Origin of the sequence: Bradyrhizobium sp. CCBAU 21365, assembly GCF_015291305.1 — a bacterium.
Classification (GTDB): domain Bacteria; phylum Pseudomonadota; class Alphaproteobacteria; order Rhizobiales; family Xanthobacteraceae; genus Bradyrhizobium; species Bradyrhizobium elkanii.
The window spans coordinates 7,942,410-7,958,711 of the sequence record NZ_CP030036.1 but is presented as its reverse complement, the minus strand read 5'-3'; the positions used below and the strand labels follow the sequence as shown (position 1 = coordinate 7,958,711).

The following is a 16,302-nucleotide window of genomic DNA, read 5'->3' as shown; positions in this document are numbered from 1 at the left end:
GTGCGCCTCTAAGGCCTGATGAGACAAGGTTGGCGGCATCGGAAGCTCACCTCTCCCTTGGGAGAGGTCGATTTGCGCAGCAAATCGGGTGAGGGGTTACGCTCTATCGAGAGAGCAAGAACCCTCACCCGGATTGCTTCGCAATCCGACCTCTCCCCAACGGGGAGAGGTGAACCGAGATCGCGCCAAGCCGATTCAACCAAGACTTATCCCGCCCTAGCCGGTCTCCGGCGGCGTGGTCTGGCGCTTGACGATCTGCTCGGCGAGCTCGATCAGGATCCGCTTGGTGTCGGGGTCCTGCACGTCGCGAAACACCCGCAGCATGCGCAGTTCGAGCAGGGACTGCAGCGATTCCGCCGTCTGGCCGGCTTGTGTCGGCGCTGCCGTGGCCGGCCGGCGATTGAGGATGTCGGCGGCGATTCCGAGCATCTCGGCGACGGTCGCCAGGCGACCGGTATCGATTTTCACCGTGCCGTCCACGCCGTTCTTTTGCAGGGAGGCCCCGGCGCACAGGATCGCGGCGAGATCCGCCTGCGACAGCCCGATGGCGCGCCAGCGCGCCTGCACCAATTGGTCGATCTGGTCGTCCTGTGATGTGCTCATGATGCGTTCAGACCATCTCCAGCTCGGTCCGTGGACAGCATTTCCGCTACGAAGGTTGGTAGCAAATGAACCAGCGGTTCGTCGCGATGGGACTTCTACGGATCATGCGGCTGGACAACGGGTCCTGCCGTACCGGGCAACGTGCAGGATGATCCGCGCCTCTACGCCAGCCGGGCAGTCGCGCCGGACGGGCACCGGAGTGCGCACCCTGGTCTGGGATGCGCATGTCAGCGTCATCCGGCCCTGGCCTTATTATCAAGACCGTGCGCGAATGCAATCAGGGGGCGACCGGGGAGATGAACCCAACCCGGATGTGTGACCGCGCCACAGATCGCGGTGTCTGGTCGTGGCAGGGCGATGCGGTCGGCATGGCGGCAGCCCCGCGAGCACCGCCACGGCTGCGCGGCGCCGCTCACAAATCGATGATCCCGAGCGCGATGCTCTTGGCCACCCCGTGGGTCTTGTTGGAAGCCTCGAGCTTGCGCAGCGCCTGCTTGATGAAGCCTTCCACCGTCTCCGGCGAAATGCCGAGGATCTGCGCGGTGTCGGCCACGGTCTTGCCGCGCGCCGCCCAGGCGATCACTTCCTTTTCCCGCCCGGTGAGCTTGATGGTCTCGGCGGCGTCCGCGGGTTTGAGGATGGTCGGCGCGTTGCGCTGGTCGCGGTTGACGATATCCATCGCCCGCTGCACCCAGTAGATCATCAACAGATGTAGTTCATGGCGATGGCAGACGAACAGCTTGTCGAAGTCGCGCGGCTCGTCTTCCCAGAAGAACACCGTCGAGCTCGAATGCACGGCGCCGAGCCGGTCGCGATAGTGGAACGGCACGACGAAGCCGTCCTTGAATCCGAACTCCCGGGCGGCGTCCATCGTCTTGACCTCGGGCGGTCGCTTGCGTCCGCTTCGCTCCGGCAGCTTCAGGCTGCTCCAGCTGAACGGCGTGTTGGTGCGTCGCGACCGCGCCAGCGCCGGATCGGCATGAACGAATTCGTTCTGCACATACGCCCGCTTCCAGGCGTCGGGAAATGTGCCGATATGGTAGGGCAGATCGAGGTCGGGCCGGCCGGCATCGACAAAGGCAAAGCCCGAGAAGCCGTAATTCTGGACAACGCGATGCAATGACGAGCTGAGCTCGTCGATGGTATCCGACGCCTCGATGGTCGAAATCGCGTCTACCAGGCCCATTACTAAAACCCCCGGTTTCCGGGGGTACCACAGTTAACCCCTTTCGTTCCAGATGTTCTGCATTTGGAGGAAGGGATAATGCCGCATTTATTGGACGGCTATCATGCACTCATCACCAGGGAAGAGCTTGATCCGGCGCATGTCGGGGCGATGTTGCGGCTGCGCAAACGCCTGTTCGTCGACCATTGCGGCTGGCTTCTGACCACGGTCGGGGATGCCGAACGCGATCAGTTCGACTGCTGGTATACCGAGCACTGCCTGTTGTTCTCCGGCGTCGAGCTCGTCGGCGGCTTCCGGGCAATCCGCACCGATTATCCCTACCTCACCGCGTCGGTCTTCCCGCAGCTTGCGGTGCGCCGCTTTCCGAGCCGTCGCGATGCCTGGGAGATCAGCCGTTTCGGCGTGCTGCCTGATGTCGCGAGGTCGCAGACCGCACGCGTGACCTATGCGCTGATGTTCCGTTTCGCGGAGCTGCGCGGAGCGAAGGCGCTGGTGGCGCTGGCCGACCTCTCCTATGAGCGTTTTCTCACCCGCATGGACATCCGCACCCGCCGCTACGGCCCGCCGCAGGTGATCGGCAATGATCGCATGGGCCGCCCGCTGACGGCGCTCGCCGGAGAAATCCCGCTCGGTCTCGCCGCCAATCCCGGCCTGACCAAATTCCTCGACCTTGGACGGCAATTGGAGATCCACGATGCCTCACATGTTCTCGGACGTTCGAGCATTCCAGCGTGATCCGCTGCGTCTGCTGTTGACGCGCGGCAACGAGTCCGCGCTGGGGCTGGTGCCGCTGCGGCTCGGTCCTGCGCCCGTCTTCCTGGTGAACGATCCGGATCTGCTGCGCCCGATCCTGAAGGCGCCGGAGACCGACATCGGAAAGGGCAAGCTGATCAAGAAGCTTTCGCCGGTGCTCGGCCGCAGCTCGCTGATGCTGAGCGGCGAGGAGCACAAGCGGCGGCGGGCGGTGCTGCAGAAGCACATGGCCAAGGGCAGCGTCGAGAAATTCCTGCCGCATATGTGCGCCGAGATCCGCGCGGTCGGCGCCAGCCTGGCGCGGCTCGGATCGTTCGATCCGCACCATGTCACCGCGATGCTGGCGCTGCGGACGATCTGCGTCGCGATCTTCGGCTCCCAGGTGATGTCGTCCGGCGACGAGGAAGCCCTGGTTCAGGCGGTGGGCGCGATCGAGGACGATCTGGCGGAAGAGATGTTCCGCGCGTTGCCGTTCGGTCCGGTGGCCTGGTATCGGCGGCGCAAGAACCGCGTCTGTGCCAAGCTTGCGATGTCGACGGTGGTGCAGCGGCTGCGCCGCAAGGCGGGCTCGAGCAGCGCGCTGCGCGATCTCGAGGCGCTCGGCCTGACCGATCGCGATCTCGAGGACGAGATCCTGACATTGCTGCTGGCCGGCCATCACACCACAGGTTCGACTGCGGCGTGGATGTTCTACCAGATGGCTGCCGATCCCGCCCTGATGGACGAGATTGCCGACGAGGCGGCGGAGTGCCTCGGCGACGACGGCGAACTGCGGCTCGACGCGGTGAAGCGCGCCAATCTCAGCGCGACGCTGGTCAAGGAGGTTTGCCGGCTCTACCCCAGCGCCTGGTGGTTCTCGCGCGAGGTGATGCAGCCGGTGACGATCGGCGGGCGCGACCTCAAGGTCGGCACTTCGCTGTTGATCTGCCCCTGGCAGCTGCAGCGCGATCCCCGGCATTTCGAGGATCCGGGCCGCTTCCTGATGACGCGGCGCTACAACACCGACGCCTACATCCCGTTCGGGGCCGGCCCGCGCGCCTGCGCCGGGATGGGGGTTGCGATGCTCGAGCTGCAACTGCTCGCGCTCGAGATCGCCGCGGCCTATCGCTTCACCGGCGTCAGCCCGAATCCGGCGCCGTGGCCGAAAGCCTCGGTGACGCTGATTCCCCCGCCGATGACCATCGACATCGAAATCCGCGAGACGCGCCCCCGCATCCCGCATCTCGGCGAGGAAGCCGAGCATCTGCCGTACATCCCAGCCGTGGGTGCGGCGTCCATCAGCACACTACAATCGGTATCCCAATGACAACTCAGCTAACAACGGCCAGCGCCGGGCAAAGGGCCATGGATCAAGTGCAAGTGCGCAGTTTGCGCGACGTCATCGCTGTCCTGATCGAGCAGCGCAGCATCGTGAGGGCGGCCGGCGCAAGCTTCGCCGCGCATCTGCTCGACCTCGCGATCATGCAGCTGCGACTCAACGTCAACGATATTACGGCGGAGGAATTATCCGGTCTGTCCGACTTCGTCGGCGCGGAGTTCATGAGGGACAAATCCTCGCATTGATCGCGGCGATCAGTCTTCGGATCGGTCCTGCGTCGCCACCAGCGCCTTCATCATGGCGCCGGCGGCGAGCGCGGCGTCGTTCGGATCGATCTCGATCTGCAGGCCGCGCTGGCCGCCATTGACGAAGACCGTGACGTGGGTGAGGGCGGTCTCGTCGATCGCGGTCGGGACCTTCTTCTTCTGGCCGAACGGGCTGATGCCGCCGACATGATAGCCGGTCAGCCGCTCGGCATCGGCCGGGCGCATCATCCTGGCCGACTTGCCGCCGAGGGCGGCGGCAAGCTTCTTCATGCTGACCTCGCAGTCGGACGGCACCACGGCGCAGACCGGCTTGCCGTCGACCTCCGCCATCAGCGTCTTGAGCATGCGGTTCGGGTCGACGCCGAGCGCCTCGGCCGCCTGCAGCCCGATGCTCTCGGCGCTGGAATCGTAGACATAGGTGTGAAGCTTGAAGGCAATGCCGAGCTTGCGCAGCGCCATCGTCGCTTGTGTCGAATTGGGCATGGACCCTGCCGGTTAATCTAGGTGAATGATCGCCGTAATAAGAGCTGCGATCAATCCGCAGCACGTCCGGCGTCACATTGCCGTAACATTAAATTCCAGCCAGCCCGGCGCGGCCGGGCGCCGCATGGAATTTAATGGGGATATCAAAGGGTTGTAGCTCGTCTAAAAGGCGTAAACGGGCCCCTTCTTGCTTGCGCAGCCGAGCCGCTTCCGTTATCCGGTAGGCGCCTTGCGTGTGCGCGGCCGGGCGCCGCGATTTGGGCTGGGCATATCAATGCAGGTCGCTGTGGGCGGACGCGTTTTCGCCGCGATCATGGTCTGAAACACCTGAAGGGAACATCTTCGCAATGGCCAATGTTGTCGTCGTCGGCGCCCAATGGGGTGACGAAGGGAAGGGCAAGATCGTCGACTGGCTGTCGGAACAGGCCGACATCGTCGTGCGCTTCCAGGGCGGCCACAATGCCGGCCATACGCTTGTGATCAATGGCGAGACCTACAAGCTGGCGCTGCTGCCCTCCGGCGTGCTGCGCCCGAACAAGCTCGCGGTGATCGGCAATGGCGTGGTGTTCGATCCGCAGGCCTTCCTCGACGAAGTCGCCAAGCTGAAGGGGCAGGGCGTTGCGGTCGGACCGGACAATCTGCGGATCGCCGAGAACGTCACGCTGATCCTGCCGCTGCATCGCGAGCTCGACGCCCTGCGCGAATCATCCAACGCCATCACCTCGATCGGCACCACCCGCCGCGGCATCGGCCCGGCCTATGAGGACAAGGTCGGCCGGAGAGCCATCCGCCTGATGGACCTCGCCGACCTCGACACCCTGCCGCACAAGATCGAACGCCTGCTGGCGCATCACAATGCGCTGCGCCGCGGCCTCAACCTCGCGGAGATCGACGGCAAGAGCATCCTGAGCGAGCTGTCGGCGATGGCGCCGAAGCTGTTGCCCTATGCCGAGACGGTGTGGCGGCTCCTGGACCTCAAGCGCCGCGAGGGCAAGCGCATCCTGTTCGAGGGCGCGCAGGGCGCGCTGCTCGACGTCGACCACGGCACCTATCCCTATGTGACGTCGTCCAACACGGTGGCGGCGCAGGCCGCGACCGGCACCGGCCTCGGCCCGGGCGCGGTCGGCTATGTGCTGGGCATCTGCAAGGCCTACACCACCCGGGTCGGCCAGGGTCCGTTCCCGACCGAGCTGAACGACGAGATCGGCGAGGAAATCGGCCGTCGCGGCAAGGAATTCGGCGTCAATACCGGGCGCAAGCGCCGGGTCGGCTGGTTCGATGCCATGCTGGTGCGACAGACTGTCCGCACCTGCGGAATTGCCGGGCTGGCGCTGACCAAGCTCGATATTCTCGACGGGTTCGACAGCATCAAGGTCTGCATCGGCTACAAGCTCGACGGCAAGGAAATCGACCATCTGCCGGCGGGTGAGGGCGCACAGGCCCGGGTCGAGCCGATCTATGAGATCATCGAGGGCTGGAAGCAGCCGACGGCCAATGCGCGGTCCTGGGCGGACCTGCCGGCCCAGGCCATCAAATACGTTCGCCGGGTCGAGGAACTGGTGGGGTGTCCGATCGCCCTGCTGTCCACCAGCCCGGAGCGTGAAGATACTATTCTGGTACAGAATCCGTTCGAGGCTTAACGGGATATTACCTATATCCCTCCAATTGTGTGGAAATGGCTGACTACTACCCGCTGATCGCCCGCGCCATCGCCGGATTGGACCCCAACGCCCCCGGCGAAGCCCGCCGTGCGCTGTATGCGCGGGCGCGAACGGCGTTGATCCAGCAGCTTCGCGGCGTGCAGCCGCCGCTCTCCGAATCCGAGATCACCCGCGAACGGCTGTCGCTGGAAGAGGCCGTTCGCAAGGTCGAGTCCGAGGCCGCGCAGCGCGCCCGCGAGGCCTCGCGCCCCGGCGGCGCGGCCGCTGCCCGCGGCAGCCGCGCCAATGCCCGGCCGCCCGAGGCCAGCCCCGCCGACACTGCCGCGCGCCCACGGCCCCCGGCCGAACCCCGTCCGCCGCGCAATTTGCGCCCCGACGCGCCGCCGCCGGCCCCGCCGCGGCCGCAGAACCCGCCCGGTCCCGAGACCCAGGCGCCGCCGGCCCGGCCGGGCCCGCCCCGCCGCGGTCCGGAAGGCGCGCCGCCGCCGGTGCCGCCCGCCGCGCCGGGCGTGCGCGGCTTCCGCGACATCACCGCCGATGCCGACGATCTCGGCCGTGCCGCGGCGCAAGCCAGCCGCAACGCGCGCAAGACCTACGCCAACGTGCCGTCGCCCTCGCCGGAATTCGACCGGCTCGAGCCGAGCCTCGAGAATCGCGGCGGCGATCCCGAGGCGCCGTATTCCTACGACGAGTCGATCGAGGAGGCCGAGCGCTACACCCCGCAGCCGCCGCAGGGTCCGCCGCCGCAGCGGTCGCGGGGCGGCAACGGCGAGCGCGAGCCGAAGAAGCCGCCGCGCGTCGGGTCGATGTTCCCGTTCAAGACCGCGATCGTGATCGGCATCCTGCTGATCCTGGTCGGCACCGGCATCCTGTTCCGGCAGCAGGCCATGACCCTTGTCAGCAGCCTGCTCAAATCCTCGGCCCCGGTCGAGGCGCCGAAGGATGCCGCGTCGACGCCTGCGAGCAAGAAGATCACCGACCGCGTCGGCCAGCCCTCGTCGGGCGAGACGGTCGCCCCGGTGGCGCAGCGCGTGGTGCTGTATGACGAGGATCCGTCCGATCCGAAGGGCAAGCAGTATGTCGGTTCGGTGGTCTGGCGCACCGAGCAGGTCAAGGGATCGGGCAACCAGAAGCCCGACATCGCCGTGCGCGCCGACATCGACATCCCCGATCGCAAGTTCAAGATGACGATGTCGTTCCGCCGCAACACCGATTCATCGCTGCCGGCGAGCCACACCGCGGAATTGACCTTCATCCTGCCGCAGGACTTCGCCAATGGCGGCGTCGGCAACGTGCCGGGCATCCTGATGAAGTCCAACGAGCAGGCGCGCGGCACGCCGCTGGCCGGGCTCGCGGTCAAGGTCACCGACGGCTTCTTCCTGGTCGGCCTCTCCAATGTCGACGCCGACCGCTCGCGCAACCTGCAACTCTTGAAGGAGCGCTCGTGGTTCGACGTGCCGCTGGTCTACACCAACCAGCGCCGCGCCATCATCGCGATCGAAAAGGGCGCCCCCGGCGAGCGGGCCTTCAACGAGGCATTCGCCGCGTGGGGTGAGTAGCGGCCTTAGCTCTTGCCTCGGTTGCCAGCAATGTCATCGCCCGGCTTCGTCCGGGCGATTCCGTATCGCAGCAAGATCAGCGGCTGTTGCAGCGCGTTCGACGCGCAGAACTCCGGAACATCGCCGCAGCTTTCGATTTTTCCCTAGAACCGTCGCGCGACCGCGTTACACTTGGCTGAGGTCGGGCAAGGGCACGCCATGAAACGCTATCTGATCTTCGCAGCCATCGGGCCGTTCATCGGCGGCTTCCTGCTGCTGCTCATGACCACCTATCAGTCCGGCTACTGGACCGAGACCAGTGGCGGCGAGGTGACCAAGCTGCTCGTCGTGTTCGTGAAGTCGCTGCAATATAACTATCTGTTCGGCATCGTGCCGTCGCTGATGTTTGGTGCGATCGACGACATCCTGATGCATGTGAAGCGGATCGCGCCGGTGGTGCGGATGCTGGTCGTCGGCGCGGTGGCGTTCGTCGGCGCGGCGCTGACCTACGCCTCGCACGGCTCCGAAAGCGGCGCGGTGCAGTTCATCCTGTACGGAATGGTCGGCTTCATCCCGGGCGTGATCACGTCCTGGCTGGCGCACAAATATGCCGAAGAGCTGCACGCGCCGGCGCAGCCGGCTTCGCAGCACTAGGCGTCTGCTCATTGCCAAGAGAAAAGCAGAAGTCGTGACCGGCGACGTCAGGCCCAACGGCGAATGATCGCATCGGGATCGGACAGGGCCGCGCTCAACGCACGGCGCGGAATAGATCACCTATTGCGGTAGTCTTGTCAGCGCACCAGACGGCCGGAGGGCCAGCGCGCTTCACATAACTGTCATATCATCGTCACGCAAACGTAGTCCCAATGTCATGCCCGCGTCGTCCTCGCGACCCGCGGCCGCCCGGGGCAGCGGCGATGCTGATCTCGGGCCTGCTCTATTCCGTGTTCGCGCATTTATTTCAGCCGTCGCTGCAGACGACCGGGACGCACGGGATCTGCGTCCGGATTCGGGGAAAGGAATTTCGAGTGGCAGATGCAAGCTTCAGCCTTCTGACAGGCAACAGTATCGAAACGCGCCTGGTCCGGGCCGGCGGCGTGATCTTTCGCGAGGGCGAGCAGGCCAACGAGCTCTTCGTGATCAAGAGCGGCTATGTGCGCATTCAGGTCGGCAACAAGACCATGGCGGACCTCGCGCCCGACACGATCTTTGGCGAAATGGCGTTGATCGACAACGAGCCGAGGAGCGCGACAGCCACGGCGCTCACGGATGTCGAGCTCGTCCCGGTCTCGGAAAAGCAGTTTCTCTTCCTTGTGAGCCAGACGCCGCATTTTGCCCTGAAGGTCATGCGGACGCTGGCGCAGCGACTCAGAACCATGAACAAGGGCGTCTACTGAACGCGAGCACGGCAGAGCGTTGAGGTAACAGGCCTTGAAGGTGACACAGTGGTAATGTGACGCAACTTGAACCGCCTGCCTGCGTTACCATGTGATGGCCATGCCCGACGACATCTTCACGCCCAACGCCGCGCGATCACGGCCGCCTTTTGGCGGCGCGCAGGCGCGCGGCAAGGTCATCGACCAGGACGGGCGCGAGCTCGTCGATGGCCCGCTGCATCCGCAGTTCCAAGGTTTTCAGGGAGCCTTTCCGGAAGGCTTCCGGTTCGACTTCCGCAACTCCACCGCCAATCCGTTCGGCGATCTGACCCGCGAGCAGCGGCTGCAGCGGCTGGAGACGATCGCAAAGCTGCTCGACGTCGCCTTCATCGTGCCGGGCACCAATGTGCGCTACGGCATCGATGGGCTGATCGGCCTGATCCCCGTGGTGGGCGATATCATCACCACCGCGATCTCGCTGTGGCTGGTGCGTGAGGCCCGCTTGCTGGGCGCGCCCTGGCACATCACCGCGCGGATGCTCGCCAACGTCGCCGTCGACGGCGTGATCGGCATGGTGCCGGTGGCGGGCGATGCCTTCGACGTGATGTTCCGCGCCAATATCCGCAATGTGCGGATGCTGCGGCGCTGGCTCGACAAGCAGCCGCGGTTCTAGAGTATGATGATTTTTGGTTGAAGCAGTCGAGCCGCAGACCCGCTTCGCCTCTCCCGCTTGCGGGGGAGGCCGACGCGCTCGGCAGCGCTCTTGCGCGCCTGAGCGCGGCGGGTGGGGGCTCTCTCCGCGATGCGACTCGCGGCGAGAGCCCCCACCCCAGCCCTCCCCCGCAAGCGGGAGAGGGAGCGCAGCATCGTTGCGGTCGCAGCTCAGCCCAACTCATCTTGCTTTAACGCATCTCGCTAAAACAAAAGCCCCCGGATCTATCCGAGGGCTTTTCGTTGAGCGAACGGCAGAAAGCTTATGCGGCGTCGGCGTCGGTCTGGCTGGCGGCCGGGCGCGGACGACGCGGCAGCGGGAAGGCCTCGCTCTCATAGAGCGAGCGGATGCCGTTCTGGTCGAAACGGGCTTCCTCGACCTGGAGATAAGCGCCGTTCAGCGAGTCCGCCGGCAGCTGCTCCATCGCGAACTGCACGGCCTCGGCAGCGGTGCCGAAACGGCGGTAGGCGAAACCCGCCCGCTTCTTCTTGCGGATCGCGGCAGGGAACAGTTCGGCAGATGTGTTATAGTTGAACGGACGCAGGGGACGCATGGTCGACGACCTCTTGTGTTCTTGTCAGTTGGCGTTGCGAAAGGGATTTTGGGGGACGGCGGCCTATTATCGGCGGCGCGCCGTACACGTCATTTCGACCCCTAATATAGGCCTCTTTGACAAAAATGCGACCCCAGAAGCGCCCCCGACAGGGCACATGCTGAATCCGCGCATAGCACGGGGTCCGGCCAGATAAGTCCTTTTGTTTCAATAGTTTATGGTGCTCAAATCTTGTCGAGCCAGGCCAGGATCGCGACCACGATCAAAATCACCCCGAAAAGGCCCATTCCGGAGTGGCCGAGGCCATAGCCGTAGCCGCGAATTCGGCCGCTGTAGCCGCCCAGCAGGATAATCAGCAGAAGGATGATGAGGATCAGTCCAAGCGACATGGCGCCCTCCTCAGAACGGGCGGCAGCCGCACGGCGAGACGCCTACGGCCCCGCGAAAACCGAGCAAAGCACATTCCGGCCTGCGAGTCGTTAAGGCCGTCAGCCAATCACGAGGATGTTGCCGGGGGGCCGGAGCCAAAACAAAGCCCCACGCGACCGGCCTGTTGGTCGCGTGGGGCGCGGCGTGGTGGGGCGGCGTTACTTCTTCTCGTTGAGCTTCAGCGCCGCCGAGTTGATGCAGTAGCGCAGGCCGGTCGGGCCGGGGCCGTCGTTGAAGACGTGGCCGAGATGGCCGTCGCATTTCGAGCACAGCACCTCGGTGCGGATCATGCCGTGGCTCATGTCGCGCTCCTCGTCGACATGGCTCTCGATCGCGGGCTTGGAGAAGCTCGGCCAGCCGCAGCCGGAATCGAACTTCTGGTCGGACTCGAACAGCGTCTGCCCGCAGCCGGCGCAGACATAGGTGCCCTTGCGGGGATCATGCTCGTATTCGCCGGTGAAGGGCCGCTCGGTCGCTTTCTCGCGCAGCACGGCGTACTGGATCGGCGTCAATTCCTTGCGCCACTCGGTCTCACTCTTGCGGACCTTGCCGTCGGTCTTGGTATCGGACATTCAACCTCCTTTGCGAGATGCTCAGTTGGTGACCTTGGTGCTGCCCACCAGCGTCGGCTTCTCGATGTAGTTCTCCGCGAAGATCTTCTTCAGGTTCTCGACCTTCGGGATGTCGTTATACGCAATATAGGGCTGGTTCGGGTGCAGCGTCAGATAGTCCTGGTGGTAGGCCTCGGCCGGATAGAACGCCTCCAGCGCGCCGACCTTGGTGACGATCGGCTTCTTGTAGACCTTGGCGGCGTTGAGCTGGGCGATATAGGCGTCCGCCACCTTCTTCTGCTCGTCGCTGGTGGTGAAGATCGCCGAGCGATATTGCGTGCCGGAATCCGGGCCCTGGCGGTTCAGCTGGGTCGGGTCGTGCACGACGGAGAAGAAGATCTGCAGGATCTTGCCGTAGGAGATCTTCTGCGGGTCGTACTTGATCTCGACCGATTCCGCATGGCCGGTCGTGCCGGTCGAGACTTTCTCGTAATCGGCGTTCGCCTTGCTGCCGCCGGAGTAGCCGGACACCGCGCTGACGATGCCGGCGGTGTGCTGGAATACGCCCTGCACACCCCAGAAGCAGCCGCCGGCCAGCACCGCGGTCTTGATGCCGGATTCCGGCGCGCTCGCGGCCGGCGGCGGGATGATCACGGCGTCCTCGGCGGCAAGCGAGGGCGCAACGGCAAAAGCTGTGACGGCCAGCGCGCCGATCGCGGCGGCGCACAGCGAGAGGCGGCTGAGGGAGCTTTTGGGCATGGGTTCCTCGTGGGATCGCAGGTGGGGCCAGTCTAGAGCGGGAGCCGCCATTGGCCAATCAGGCCGGGCGGCTCCGACGCTTCAAAATACGGGCGAGGGGGCGTTTTGTTACGGCGCCGGCCACACGGTTTCGTGAGGGAAATCAGCGAGGTTCAGGGATGACGGTGATGGATTTTTGCCCGCGGCCTCTCCACGTCGTCCTGGCGAAAGCCAGTACCCATAACCACCAAATGTAACTTTAGGCGGCATCGTGGCCCAGCGTCCCGCAGCAACAAGCAGCCGGGGTAATGGGTCCTGGCTTTCGCCAGGACGACGCTGAATGTTGGTGTCACACACTCGTCTGCTGTCAGGATAACGTGAGCGCCGGCGGGACGATCACACCACCACGCTGAGTCGCTTCGCCGCCCGCGTAATCCCCGTGTAGAGCCACCTCGCGCGCGAGTCCTGGAACGCAAAACTCTCGTCGAACAGCACGACGTCGTCCCATTGCGAGCCCTGCGACTTGTGCACGGTCAGCACATAGCCGTAGTCGAACTCGTCATAGGGTTTGCGCTGCTCCCACGGCACGCTCTCGACGCCGCCATCGAAGCATTCGCCGCGCACCGAGACCTTGGTGACCTTGTAGCCGAAGTCCTCGTCCGGCATCACGCGCATGGTGATGATCCTGGATTTCGACTGCGCGCGCGCCTTGACCCGCCACAGGCCGCCGTTGAACAGGCCCTTCTTGCGGTTGTTGCGCAGGCAGACCAGCTTGTCGCCGGCAACCGGCAGCGGATCCTCGATGTTCTGCCGCTGCCGCACCCGCATGTTGTAGGCGCGGCGGGTGTTGTTGCGGCCGACCAGCACCTGGTCGGCGCTCATCACGCGGTCCGGATCGAGCTCCTTGCGCGACACCACCTCGCTCTCGCCGTGGCGGCCGATCTCGAGCTCGCGGCCCTCGCGGATATCCATCGACATCCGCACGATCGGATCGTCCTGCGCCTGGCGGTGCACCTCGGTCAGCATCGCGTCCGGCTCGGCATCGGTGAAGAAACCGCCGCCCTGGATCGGCGGCAATTGCGCGGGATCGCCGAGCACCAGCAGCGGGCAGTCGAACGACATCAAATCGCGGCCGAGCTCGGCATCGACCATCGAGCACTCGTCGATCACGATCAGCTTGGCCTTCGATGCGGGCGCATCGTCCCAGAGCTCGAAGCTCGGCTGCTCGACGCCGGACTCGCGGGCGCGATAGATCAAGGAATGGATCGTCGAGGCGCTGTCGCAGCCCTTGTTGCGCATGACGAGCGCCGCCTTGCCGGTGAAGGCCGCGAACTTCACCTCGCCATCGACGCCTTCGGCGATGTGGCGGGCGAGCGTGGTCTTGCCGGTTCCGGCATAGCCGAACAGGCGGAACACCGGCGGCGTGCCGTTCTTGCCGGGCTTGGCCTTCAGCCAGTCGGCGACGGCTTTCAGCGCAGTGTCCTGATGCGGCGTGAAGGTGGTCATGAGCTTTCGGACGAGTGAGCGCGCGACCGATAGCGCCGCGACTCAGGCCAGCACAAGCTAAACATTCATGCATTCCGATCAAGCCGTCTCCCGCTGCGCGGAATTGGGGTTTCGCCCCCGAGGCTAGACTTGATCCGGGGCGCCACTAGACTGCCCCAAAACAACAAGCGGTCGGCACCACGACAAGTGGTCGAGGAAGCGACCTTGGGAGTGACTCCATGAAATTCGGCATCTTTTACGAGCTGCAATTGCCGCGCCCCTGGAACGACGGCGACGAGCTCAGGCTCTACCAGAACGCGCTGACGCAACTGGAAACCGCCGACCGGCTCGCCTACGACTACGCCTGGGTCGTGGAGCACCACTTCCTCGAGGAATATTCGCACTCGCCGGCGCCGGAATCCTTCCTCGCCGCCGCGAGCCAGCGCACCAAGAACATCCGGCTCGGCCACGGCATCTTCCAGCTCACCACCAATCATCCGGCCCGCGTCGCCGAGCGGGTCGCGGTGCTCGATCTCTTGAGCAACGGCCGCTGCGAGTTCGGCATGGGCGAGAGTGCCTCGATCACCGAGCTGACGCCGTTCGGCCGCGACATGGAGACCAAGCGCGAGGTGTTCGAGGAGGCCGTGCAGGCGATCTTCCCGATGTTCAGCAAGGTCGGCACCGAGCATCACGGCAAGTATTTCGATATACCCTTGCGCAATGTCGTGCCGAAGCCGGTGCAGAAGCCGCATCCGCCGCTCTGGATGGCGTGCTCGCAACTGCCGACCATCGAACGCGCCGGGCAGAACGGGTTTGGCGCGCTCGGCTTTCAGTTCGTCAGCGCCGAGGCGGCGCATGCCTGGGTGCACGCCTATTACAACGCGATCACCAAGCGGCTGAAGAAGCTCGCCGACTACGAGATCAATCCGAACATGGCGCTGGTCTCGTTCTTCATGTGCGCGAAGACCGACGAGGAAGCGCGCCGGCGCGCCGACGGCGCGACCTTCTTCCAGTTCGCGCTGCGCTATTACGGCCAGGCACAGAACCGGCAGCGGCCGGCGCCCGGCACCGTCAACATGTGGAACGAGTACAACAAGTGGAAGCGCGACAACCCGGAGGCGCAGGAGGCCGCGCTGCGCGGCGGCCTGATCGGCTCGCCCGAGACCTTGCGCAAGAAGCTGCGGCGCTTCCGCTCATCGCATATCGACCAGGTGATCCTGCTCAACCAGGCCGGCAAGAACACGCATGAGCACATCTGCGAGTCGCTCGAGCTGTTCGCGAAAGAAGTGATGCCGGAGTTCCAGCACGATCCCGAGCACGATGCCTGGAAGAAGGGCGTGCTGGACGGCTCGATCCAGCTCGAGGAGATCGACACCCAGGCGTTCACGGACCGCTATGGTAAACTGGCGGTCAATGTCGGCTCAAAGGCAGCCGCCGCGGGCTGATCGATTGTTGTACAGCGACCTCGCGTTTCCGTGAGGAAAATAATTCGCTACGCGCGATCCGCGCCTTAAAAGAAACGGCACGCGCGATGCCGGCACCGAAGTGCTGGCATCGCTATTTTTGTGCGGTGCTCGACAGCTTCATTCGCGCGCCCCATCATCCTGACATCGCATGATCGTGCAGCGCGACAGCGCGCTTGATCGTCAGGAGAGTCTTGGAATGAAGCGTCGTGAGTTCCTCCAGCTGTCGCTCGTCACAGCCGCCGCCGCTGCGCTGTCACGCGGTGCGCAGGCGCAGGCGGACGCGAAGGAAATTCGTATCGGCTACCAGAAGAACGGCGTGCTCGTTATCACGCGGCAGCGCGAGGCCTTGGAAAATCATTTCAAGCCGCAGGGCATCAGCGTGAAATGGGTCGAGTTCTCCTCGGGCCCGCCGATGATGGAAGCGATGAATGTCGGCAGCGTCGATTACGGCGCGGTCGGCGATTCCCCGCCGATCTTCGCGCAGGCCGCGGGCGCCGCCGTCGTCTATGCCGCGGCCCAGCCCATCATCAACGGCTCCGGCATCCTGGTGCCGCAGAATTCGGCGATCGCGTCAATCGCCGATCTCAAAGGCAAGCGCGTCGGCTTCACCAAGGGTTCGAGCGCCCATAACGTCGTGATCCAGACGCTGGAGAAGGCCGGGCTGACTTATGACGACATCACGCCGGTCTATCTGACGCCGCCGGACGCCGGTCCCGCTTTCGCCAATGGCGGCATCGATGCCTGGGCGATCTGGGATCCGTATTTCGCGATCGCCGAGACCAAGCAGAACGGCCGCATTCTGGTCAAGACGCGCGACATCACCAAGACCAACTCGTTCTACATCGCCAACCGCGACTTCGCCCGCAATCGCGGCGCGGTCCTGCAGCAGATCGTCGATGTCACGACGTCGAGCGCGGCATGGGCGCAGGCGCATCCTGATGAGGTCGCCAAATCGCTGGCCGCCATCACCGGCGTGCCGCTCGATATCCAGACCATCGCGGCGAAGCGGGCGGGCTTCTCGGTCGGGCCCGTGACCGACGACATCATCGCGACCCAGCAGGGCGTCGCCGACCGCTTCTTCAAGCTCGGCCTGATCCCGAAGCAGATCGCGATCCGCGACATCGTCTGGCGCAATCCCCAGACCTGATCGGCGCGCGTTTGGTCGTTTCAATGCAGAGGATAGT

The 16,302-nt window shown here is 64.8% G+C and carries 18 protein-coding genes; 10 read left to right on the top strand and 8 right to left on the bottom strand.

Annotated features, from left to right (window positions below):
• Positions 1 to 216: 216 nt before the first annotated feature.
• Positions 217 to 603 (bottom strand): hypothetical protein, encoded by a 387-nt coding sequence (locus tag XI02_RS37490; RefSeq protein WP_069276548.1) that lies wholly within the window; start codon positions 601 to 603, stop codon positions 217 to 219.
• Positions 604 to 1,015: 412 nt separating this feature from the next.
• A complete protein-coding gene (locus XI02_RS37485) occupies positions 1,016 to 1,789 on the bottom strand; it encodes a LuxR family transcriptional regulator (protein WP_016842683.1) in 774 nt (257 codons plus the stop codon).
• 78 nt (positions 1,790 to 1,867) lie between these two features.
• Here XI02_RS37485 and XI02_RS37480 point away from each other — a divergent pair, with 78 nt between their 5' ends.
• From XI02_RS37480 to XI02_RS37470, 3 genes are read left to right on the top strand one after another with little or no spacing between them, the layout of a single operon-like run.
• Complete coding sequence (locus tag XI02_RS37480; protein ID WP_172646876.1) at positions 1,868 to 2,524, top strand: acyl-homoserine-lactone synthase; 657 nt, start codon at positions 1,868 to 1,870, stop codon at positions 2,522 to 2,524.
• Complete coding sequence (locus XI02_RS37475; protein WP_244980999.1) at positions 2,484 to 3,848, top strand: cytochrome P450; 1,365 nt, start codon at positions 2,484 to 2,486, stop codon at positions 3,846 to 3,848. The genes XI02_RS37480 and XI02_RS37475 overlap by 41 nt, the downstream gene beginning before the upstream one ends.
• Before the next feature lie 38 nt (positions 3,849 to 3,886).
• On the top strand, positions 3,887 to 4,105 hold the full coding sequence (locus tag XI02_RS37470; protein WP_016842680.1) for a hypothetical protein: 219 nt from the start codon (positions 3,887 to 3,889) through the stop codon (positions 4,103 to 4,105).
• A 9-nt stretch (positions 4,106 to 4,114) separates the two neighbouring features.
• Here XI02_RS37470 and ybaK read toward each other — a convergent pair whose 3' ends face one another.
• The gene (gene ybaK / locus XI02_RS37465) at positions 4,115 to 4,609 is read right to left on the bottom strand and encodes a Cys-tRNA(Pro) deacylase (RefSeq protein ID WP_172646877.1); all 495 of its coding nucleotides are present in this window, start codon (positions 4,607 to 4,609) and stop codon (positions 4,115 to 4,117) included.
• Between the two features lie 347 nt (positions 4,610 to 4,956).
• On the opposite strand from ybaK, the gene XI02_RS37460 reads away from it, so the two are divergent.
• The 5 genes from XI02_RS37460 to XI02_RS37440 all read left to right on the top strand — a co-directional run bounded on the left by XI02_RS37460 (position 4,957) and on the right by XI02_RS37440 (position 9,857).
• A complete protein-coding gene (locus XI02_RS37460; protein WP_016842678.1) occupies positions 4,957 to 6,249 on the top strand; it encodes an adenylosuccinate synthase in 1,293 nt (430 codons plus the stop codon).
• Between the two features lie 35 nt (positions 6,250 to 6,284).
• Positions 6,285 to 7,829, top strand: coding sequence for a hypothetical protein (locus XI02_RS37455; protein ID WP_194483269.1), 1,545 nt, complete (start codon positions 6,285 to 6,287; stop codon positions 7,827 to 7,829).
• Between the two features lie 198 nt (positions 7,830 to 8,027).
• Positions 8,028 to 8,462 carry a DUF5413 family protein gene (locus XI02_RS37450; RefSeq protein ID WP_172646879.1) on the top strand — a complete coding sequence of 145 codons (435 nt, stop codon included), beginning with the start codon at positions 8,028 to 8,030 and terminating at the stop codon, positions 8,460 to 8,462.
• Between the two features lie 263 nt (positions 8,463 to 8,725).
• Positions 8,726 to 9,205, top strand: coding sequence for a Crp/Fnr family transcriptional regulator (locus tag XI02_RS37445; RefSeq protein WP_069276544.1), 480 nt, complete (start codon positions 8,726 to 8,728; stop codon positions 9,203 to 9,205).
• 94 nt (positions 9,206 to 9,299) lie between these two features.
• Positions 9,300 to 9,857: a DUF4112 domain-containing protein gene (locus tag XI02_RS37440; RefSeq protein WP_172646880.1), complete on the top strand. Its 558-nt coding sequence runs from the start codon at positions 9,300 to 9,302 to the stop codon at positions 9,855 to 9,857.
• 301 nt (positions 9,858 to 10,158) lie between these two features.
• Here the strand turns inward: XI02_RS37440 and XI02_RS37435 are convergent, their stop codons facing one another.
• From XI02_RS37435 to XI02_RS37415, 5 genes are all read right to left on the bottom strand, one after another.
• Positions 10,159 to 10,449 carry a hypothetical protein gene (locus XI02_RS37435; RefSeq protein WP_016844322.1) on the bottom strand — a complete coding sequence of 97 codons (291 nt, stop codon included), beginning with the start codon at positions 10,447 to 10,449 and terminating at the stop codon, positions 10,159 to 10,161.
• Between the two features lie 224 nt (positions 10,450 to 10,673).
• On the bottom strand, positions 10,674 to 10,838 hold the full coding sequence (locus XI02_RS37430) for a DUF3309 family protein (protein WP_016844323.1): 165 nt from the start codon (positions 10,836 to 10,838) through the stop codon (positions 10,674 to 10,676).
• Positions 10,839 to 11,036: 198 nt separating this feature from the next.
• A complete protein-coding gene (msrB, locus tag XI02_RS37425; RefSeq protein ID WP_016844324.1) occupies positions 11,037 to 11,450 on the bottom strand; it encodes a peptide-methionine (R)-S-oxide reductase MsrB in 414 nt (137 codons plus the stop codon).
• 21 nt (positions 11,451 to 11,471) lie between these two features.
• The gene (msrA, locus tag XI02_RS37420) at positions 11,472 to 12,188 is read right to left on the bottom strand and encodes a peptide-methionine (S)-S-oxide reductase MsrA (RefSeq protein WP_018273556.1); all 717 of its coding nucleotides are present in this window, start codon (positions 12,186 to 12,188) and stop codon (positions 11,472 to 11,474) included.
• 375 nt (positions 12,189 to 12,563) lie between these two features.
• Complete coding sequence (locus XI02_RS37415) at positions 12,564 to 13,673, bottom strand: ATP-dependent RecD-like DNA helicase (protein WP_069276541.1); 1,110 nt, start codon at positions 13,671 to 13,673, stop codon at positions 12,564 to 12,566.
• 218 nt (positions 13,674 to 13,891) lie between these two features.
• Here XI02_RS37415 and XI02_RS37410 point away from each other — a divergent pair, with 218 nt between their 5' ends.
• Positions 13,892 to 15,097: an LLM class flavin-dependent oxidoreductase gene (locus tag XI02_RS37410; protein ID WP_069276540.1), complete on the top strand. Its 1,206-nt coding sequence runs from the start codon at positions 13,892 to 13,894 to the stop codon at positions 15,095 to 15,097.
• 217 nt (positions 15,098 to 15,314) lie between these two features.
• Positions 15,315 to 16,265 (top strand): aliphatic sulfonate ABC transporter substrate-binding protein, encoded by a 951-nt coding sequence (locus XI02_RS37405; protein ID WP_026193336.1) that lies wholly within the window; start codon positions 15,315 to 15,317, stop codon positions 16,263 to 16,265.
• The last annotated feature ends 37 nt before the right edge of the window (positions 16,266 to 16,302 follow it).

Excerpts from the sequence above, each read along its gene's own strand:
- XI02_RS37490 (WP_069276548.1), bottom strand. The coding sequence starts at position 603 with ATGAGCACATCACAGGACGACCAGATCGACCAATTGGTGCAGGCGCGC.
- XI02_RS37485 (WP_016842683.1), bottom strand. The coding sequence starts at position 1,789 with ATGGGCCTGGTAGACGCGATTTCGACCATCGAGGCGTCGGATACCATC.
- XI02_RS37480 (WP_172646876.1), top strand. The coding sequence starts at position 1,868 with ATGCCGCATTTATTGGACGGCTATCATGCACTCATCACCAGGGAAGAG.
- XI02_RS37475 (WP_244980999.1), top strand. The coding sequence starts at position 2,484 with ATGCCTCACATGTTCTCGGACGTTCGAGCATTCCAGCGTGATCCGCTG.
- XI02_RS37470 (WP_016842680.1), top strand. The coding sequence starts at position 3,887 with ATGGATCAAGTGCAAGTGCGCAGTTTGCGCGACGTCATCGCTGTCCTG.
- ybaK (WP_172646877.1), bottom strand. The coding sequence starts at position 4,609 with ATGCCCAATTCGACACAAGCGACGATGGCGCTGCGCAAGCTCGGCATT.
- XI02_RS37460 (WP_016842678.1), top strand. The coding sequence starts at position 4,957 with ATGGCCAATGTTGTCGTCGTCGGCGCCCAATGGGGTGACGAAGGGAAG.
- XI02_RS37455 (WP_194483269.1), top strand. The coding sequence starts at position 6,285 with ATGGCTGACTACTACCCGCTGATCGCCCGCGCCATCGCCGGATTGGAC.
- XI02_RS37450 (WP_172646879.1), top strand. The coding sequence starts at position 8,028 with ATGAAACGCTATCTGATCTTCGCAGCCATCGGGCCGTTCATCGGCGGC.
- XI02_RS37445 (WP_069276544.1), top strand. The coding sequence starts at position 8,726 with ATGCTGATCTCGGGCCTGCTCTATTCCGTGTTCGCGCATTTATTTCAG.
- XI02_RS37440 (WP_172646880.1), top strand. The coding sequence starts at position 9,300 with ATGGCCATGCCCGACGACATCTTCACGCCCAACGCCGCGCGATCACGG.
- XI02_RS37435 (WP_016844322.1), bottom strand. The coding sequence starts at position 10,449 with ATGCGTCCCCTGCGTCCGTTCAACTATAACACATCTGCCGAACTGTTC.
- XI02_RS37430 (WP_016844323.1), bottom strand. The coding sequence starts at position 10,838 with ATGTCGCTTGGACTGATCCTCATCATCCTTCTGCTGATTATCCTGCTG.
- msrB (WP_016844324.1), bottom strand. The coding sequence starts at position 11,450 with ATGTCCGATACCAAGACCGACGGCAAGGTCCGCAAGAGTGAGACCGAG.
- msrA (WP_018273556.1), bottom strand. The coding sequence starts at position 12,188 with ATGCCCAAAAGCTCCCTCAGCCGCCTCTCGCTGTGCGCCGCCGCGATC.
- XI02_RS37415 (WP_069276541.1), bottom strand. The coding sequence starts at position 13,673 with ATGACCACCTTCACGCCGCATCAGGACACTGCGCTGAAAGCCGTCGCC.
- XI02_RS37410 (WP_069276540.1), top strand. The coding sequence starts at position 13,892 with ATGAAATTCGGCATCTTTTACGAGCTGCAATTGCCGCGCCCCTGGAAC.
- XI02_RS37405 (WP_026193336.1), top strand. The coding sequence starts at position 15,315 with ATGAAGCGTCGTGAGTTCCTCCAGCTGTCGCTCGTCACAGCCGCCGCC.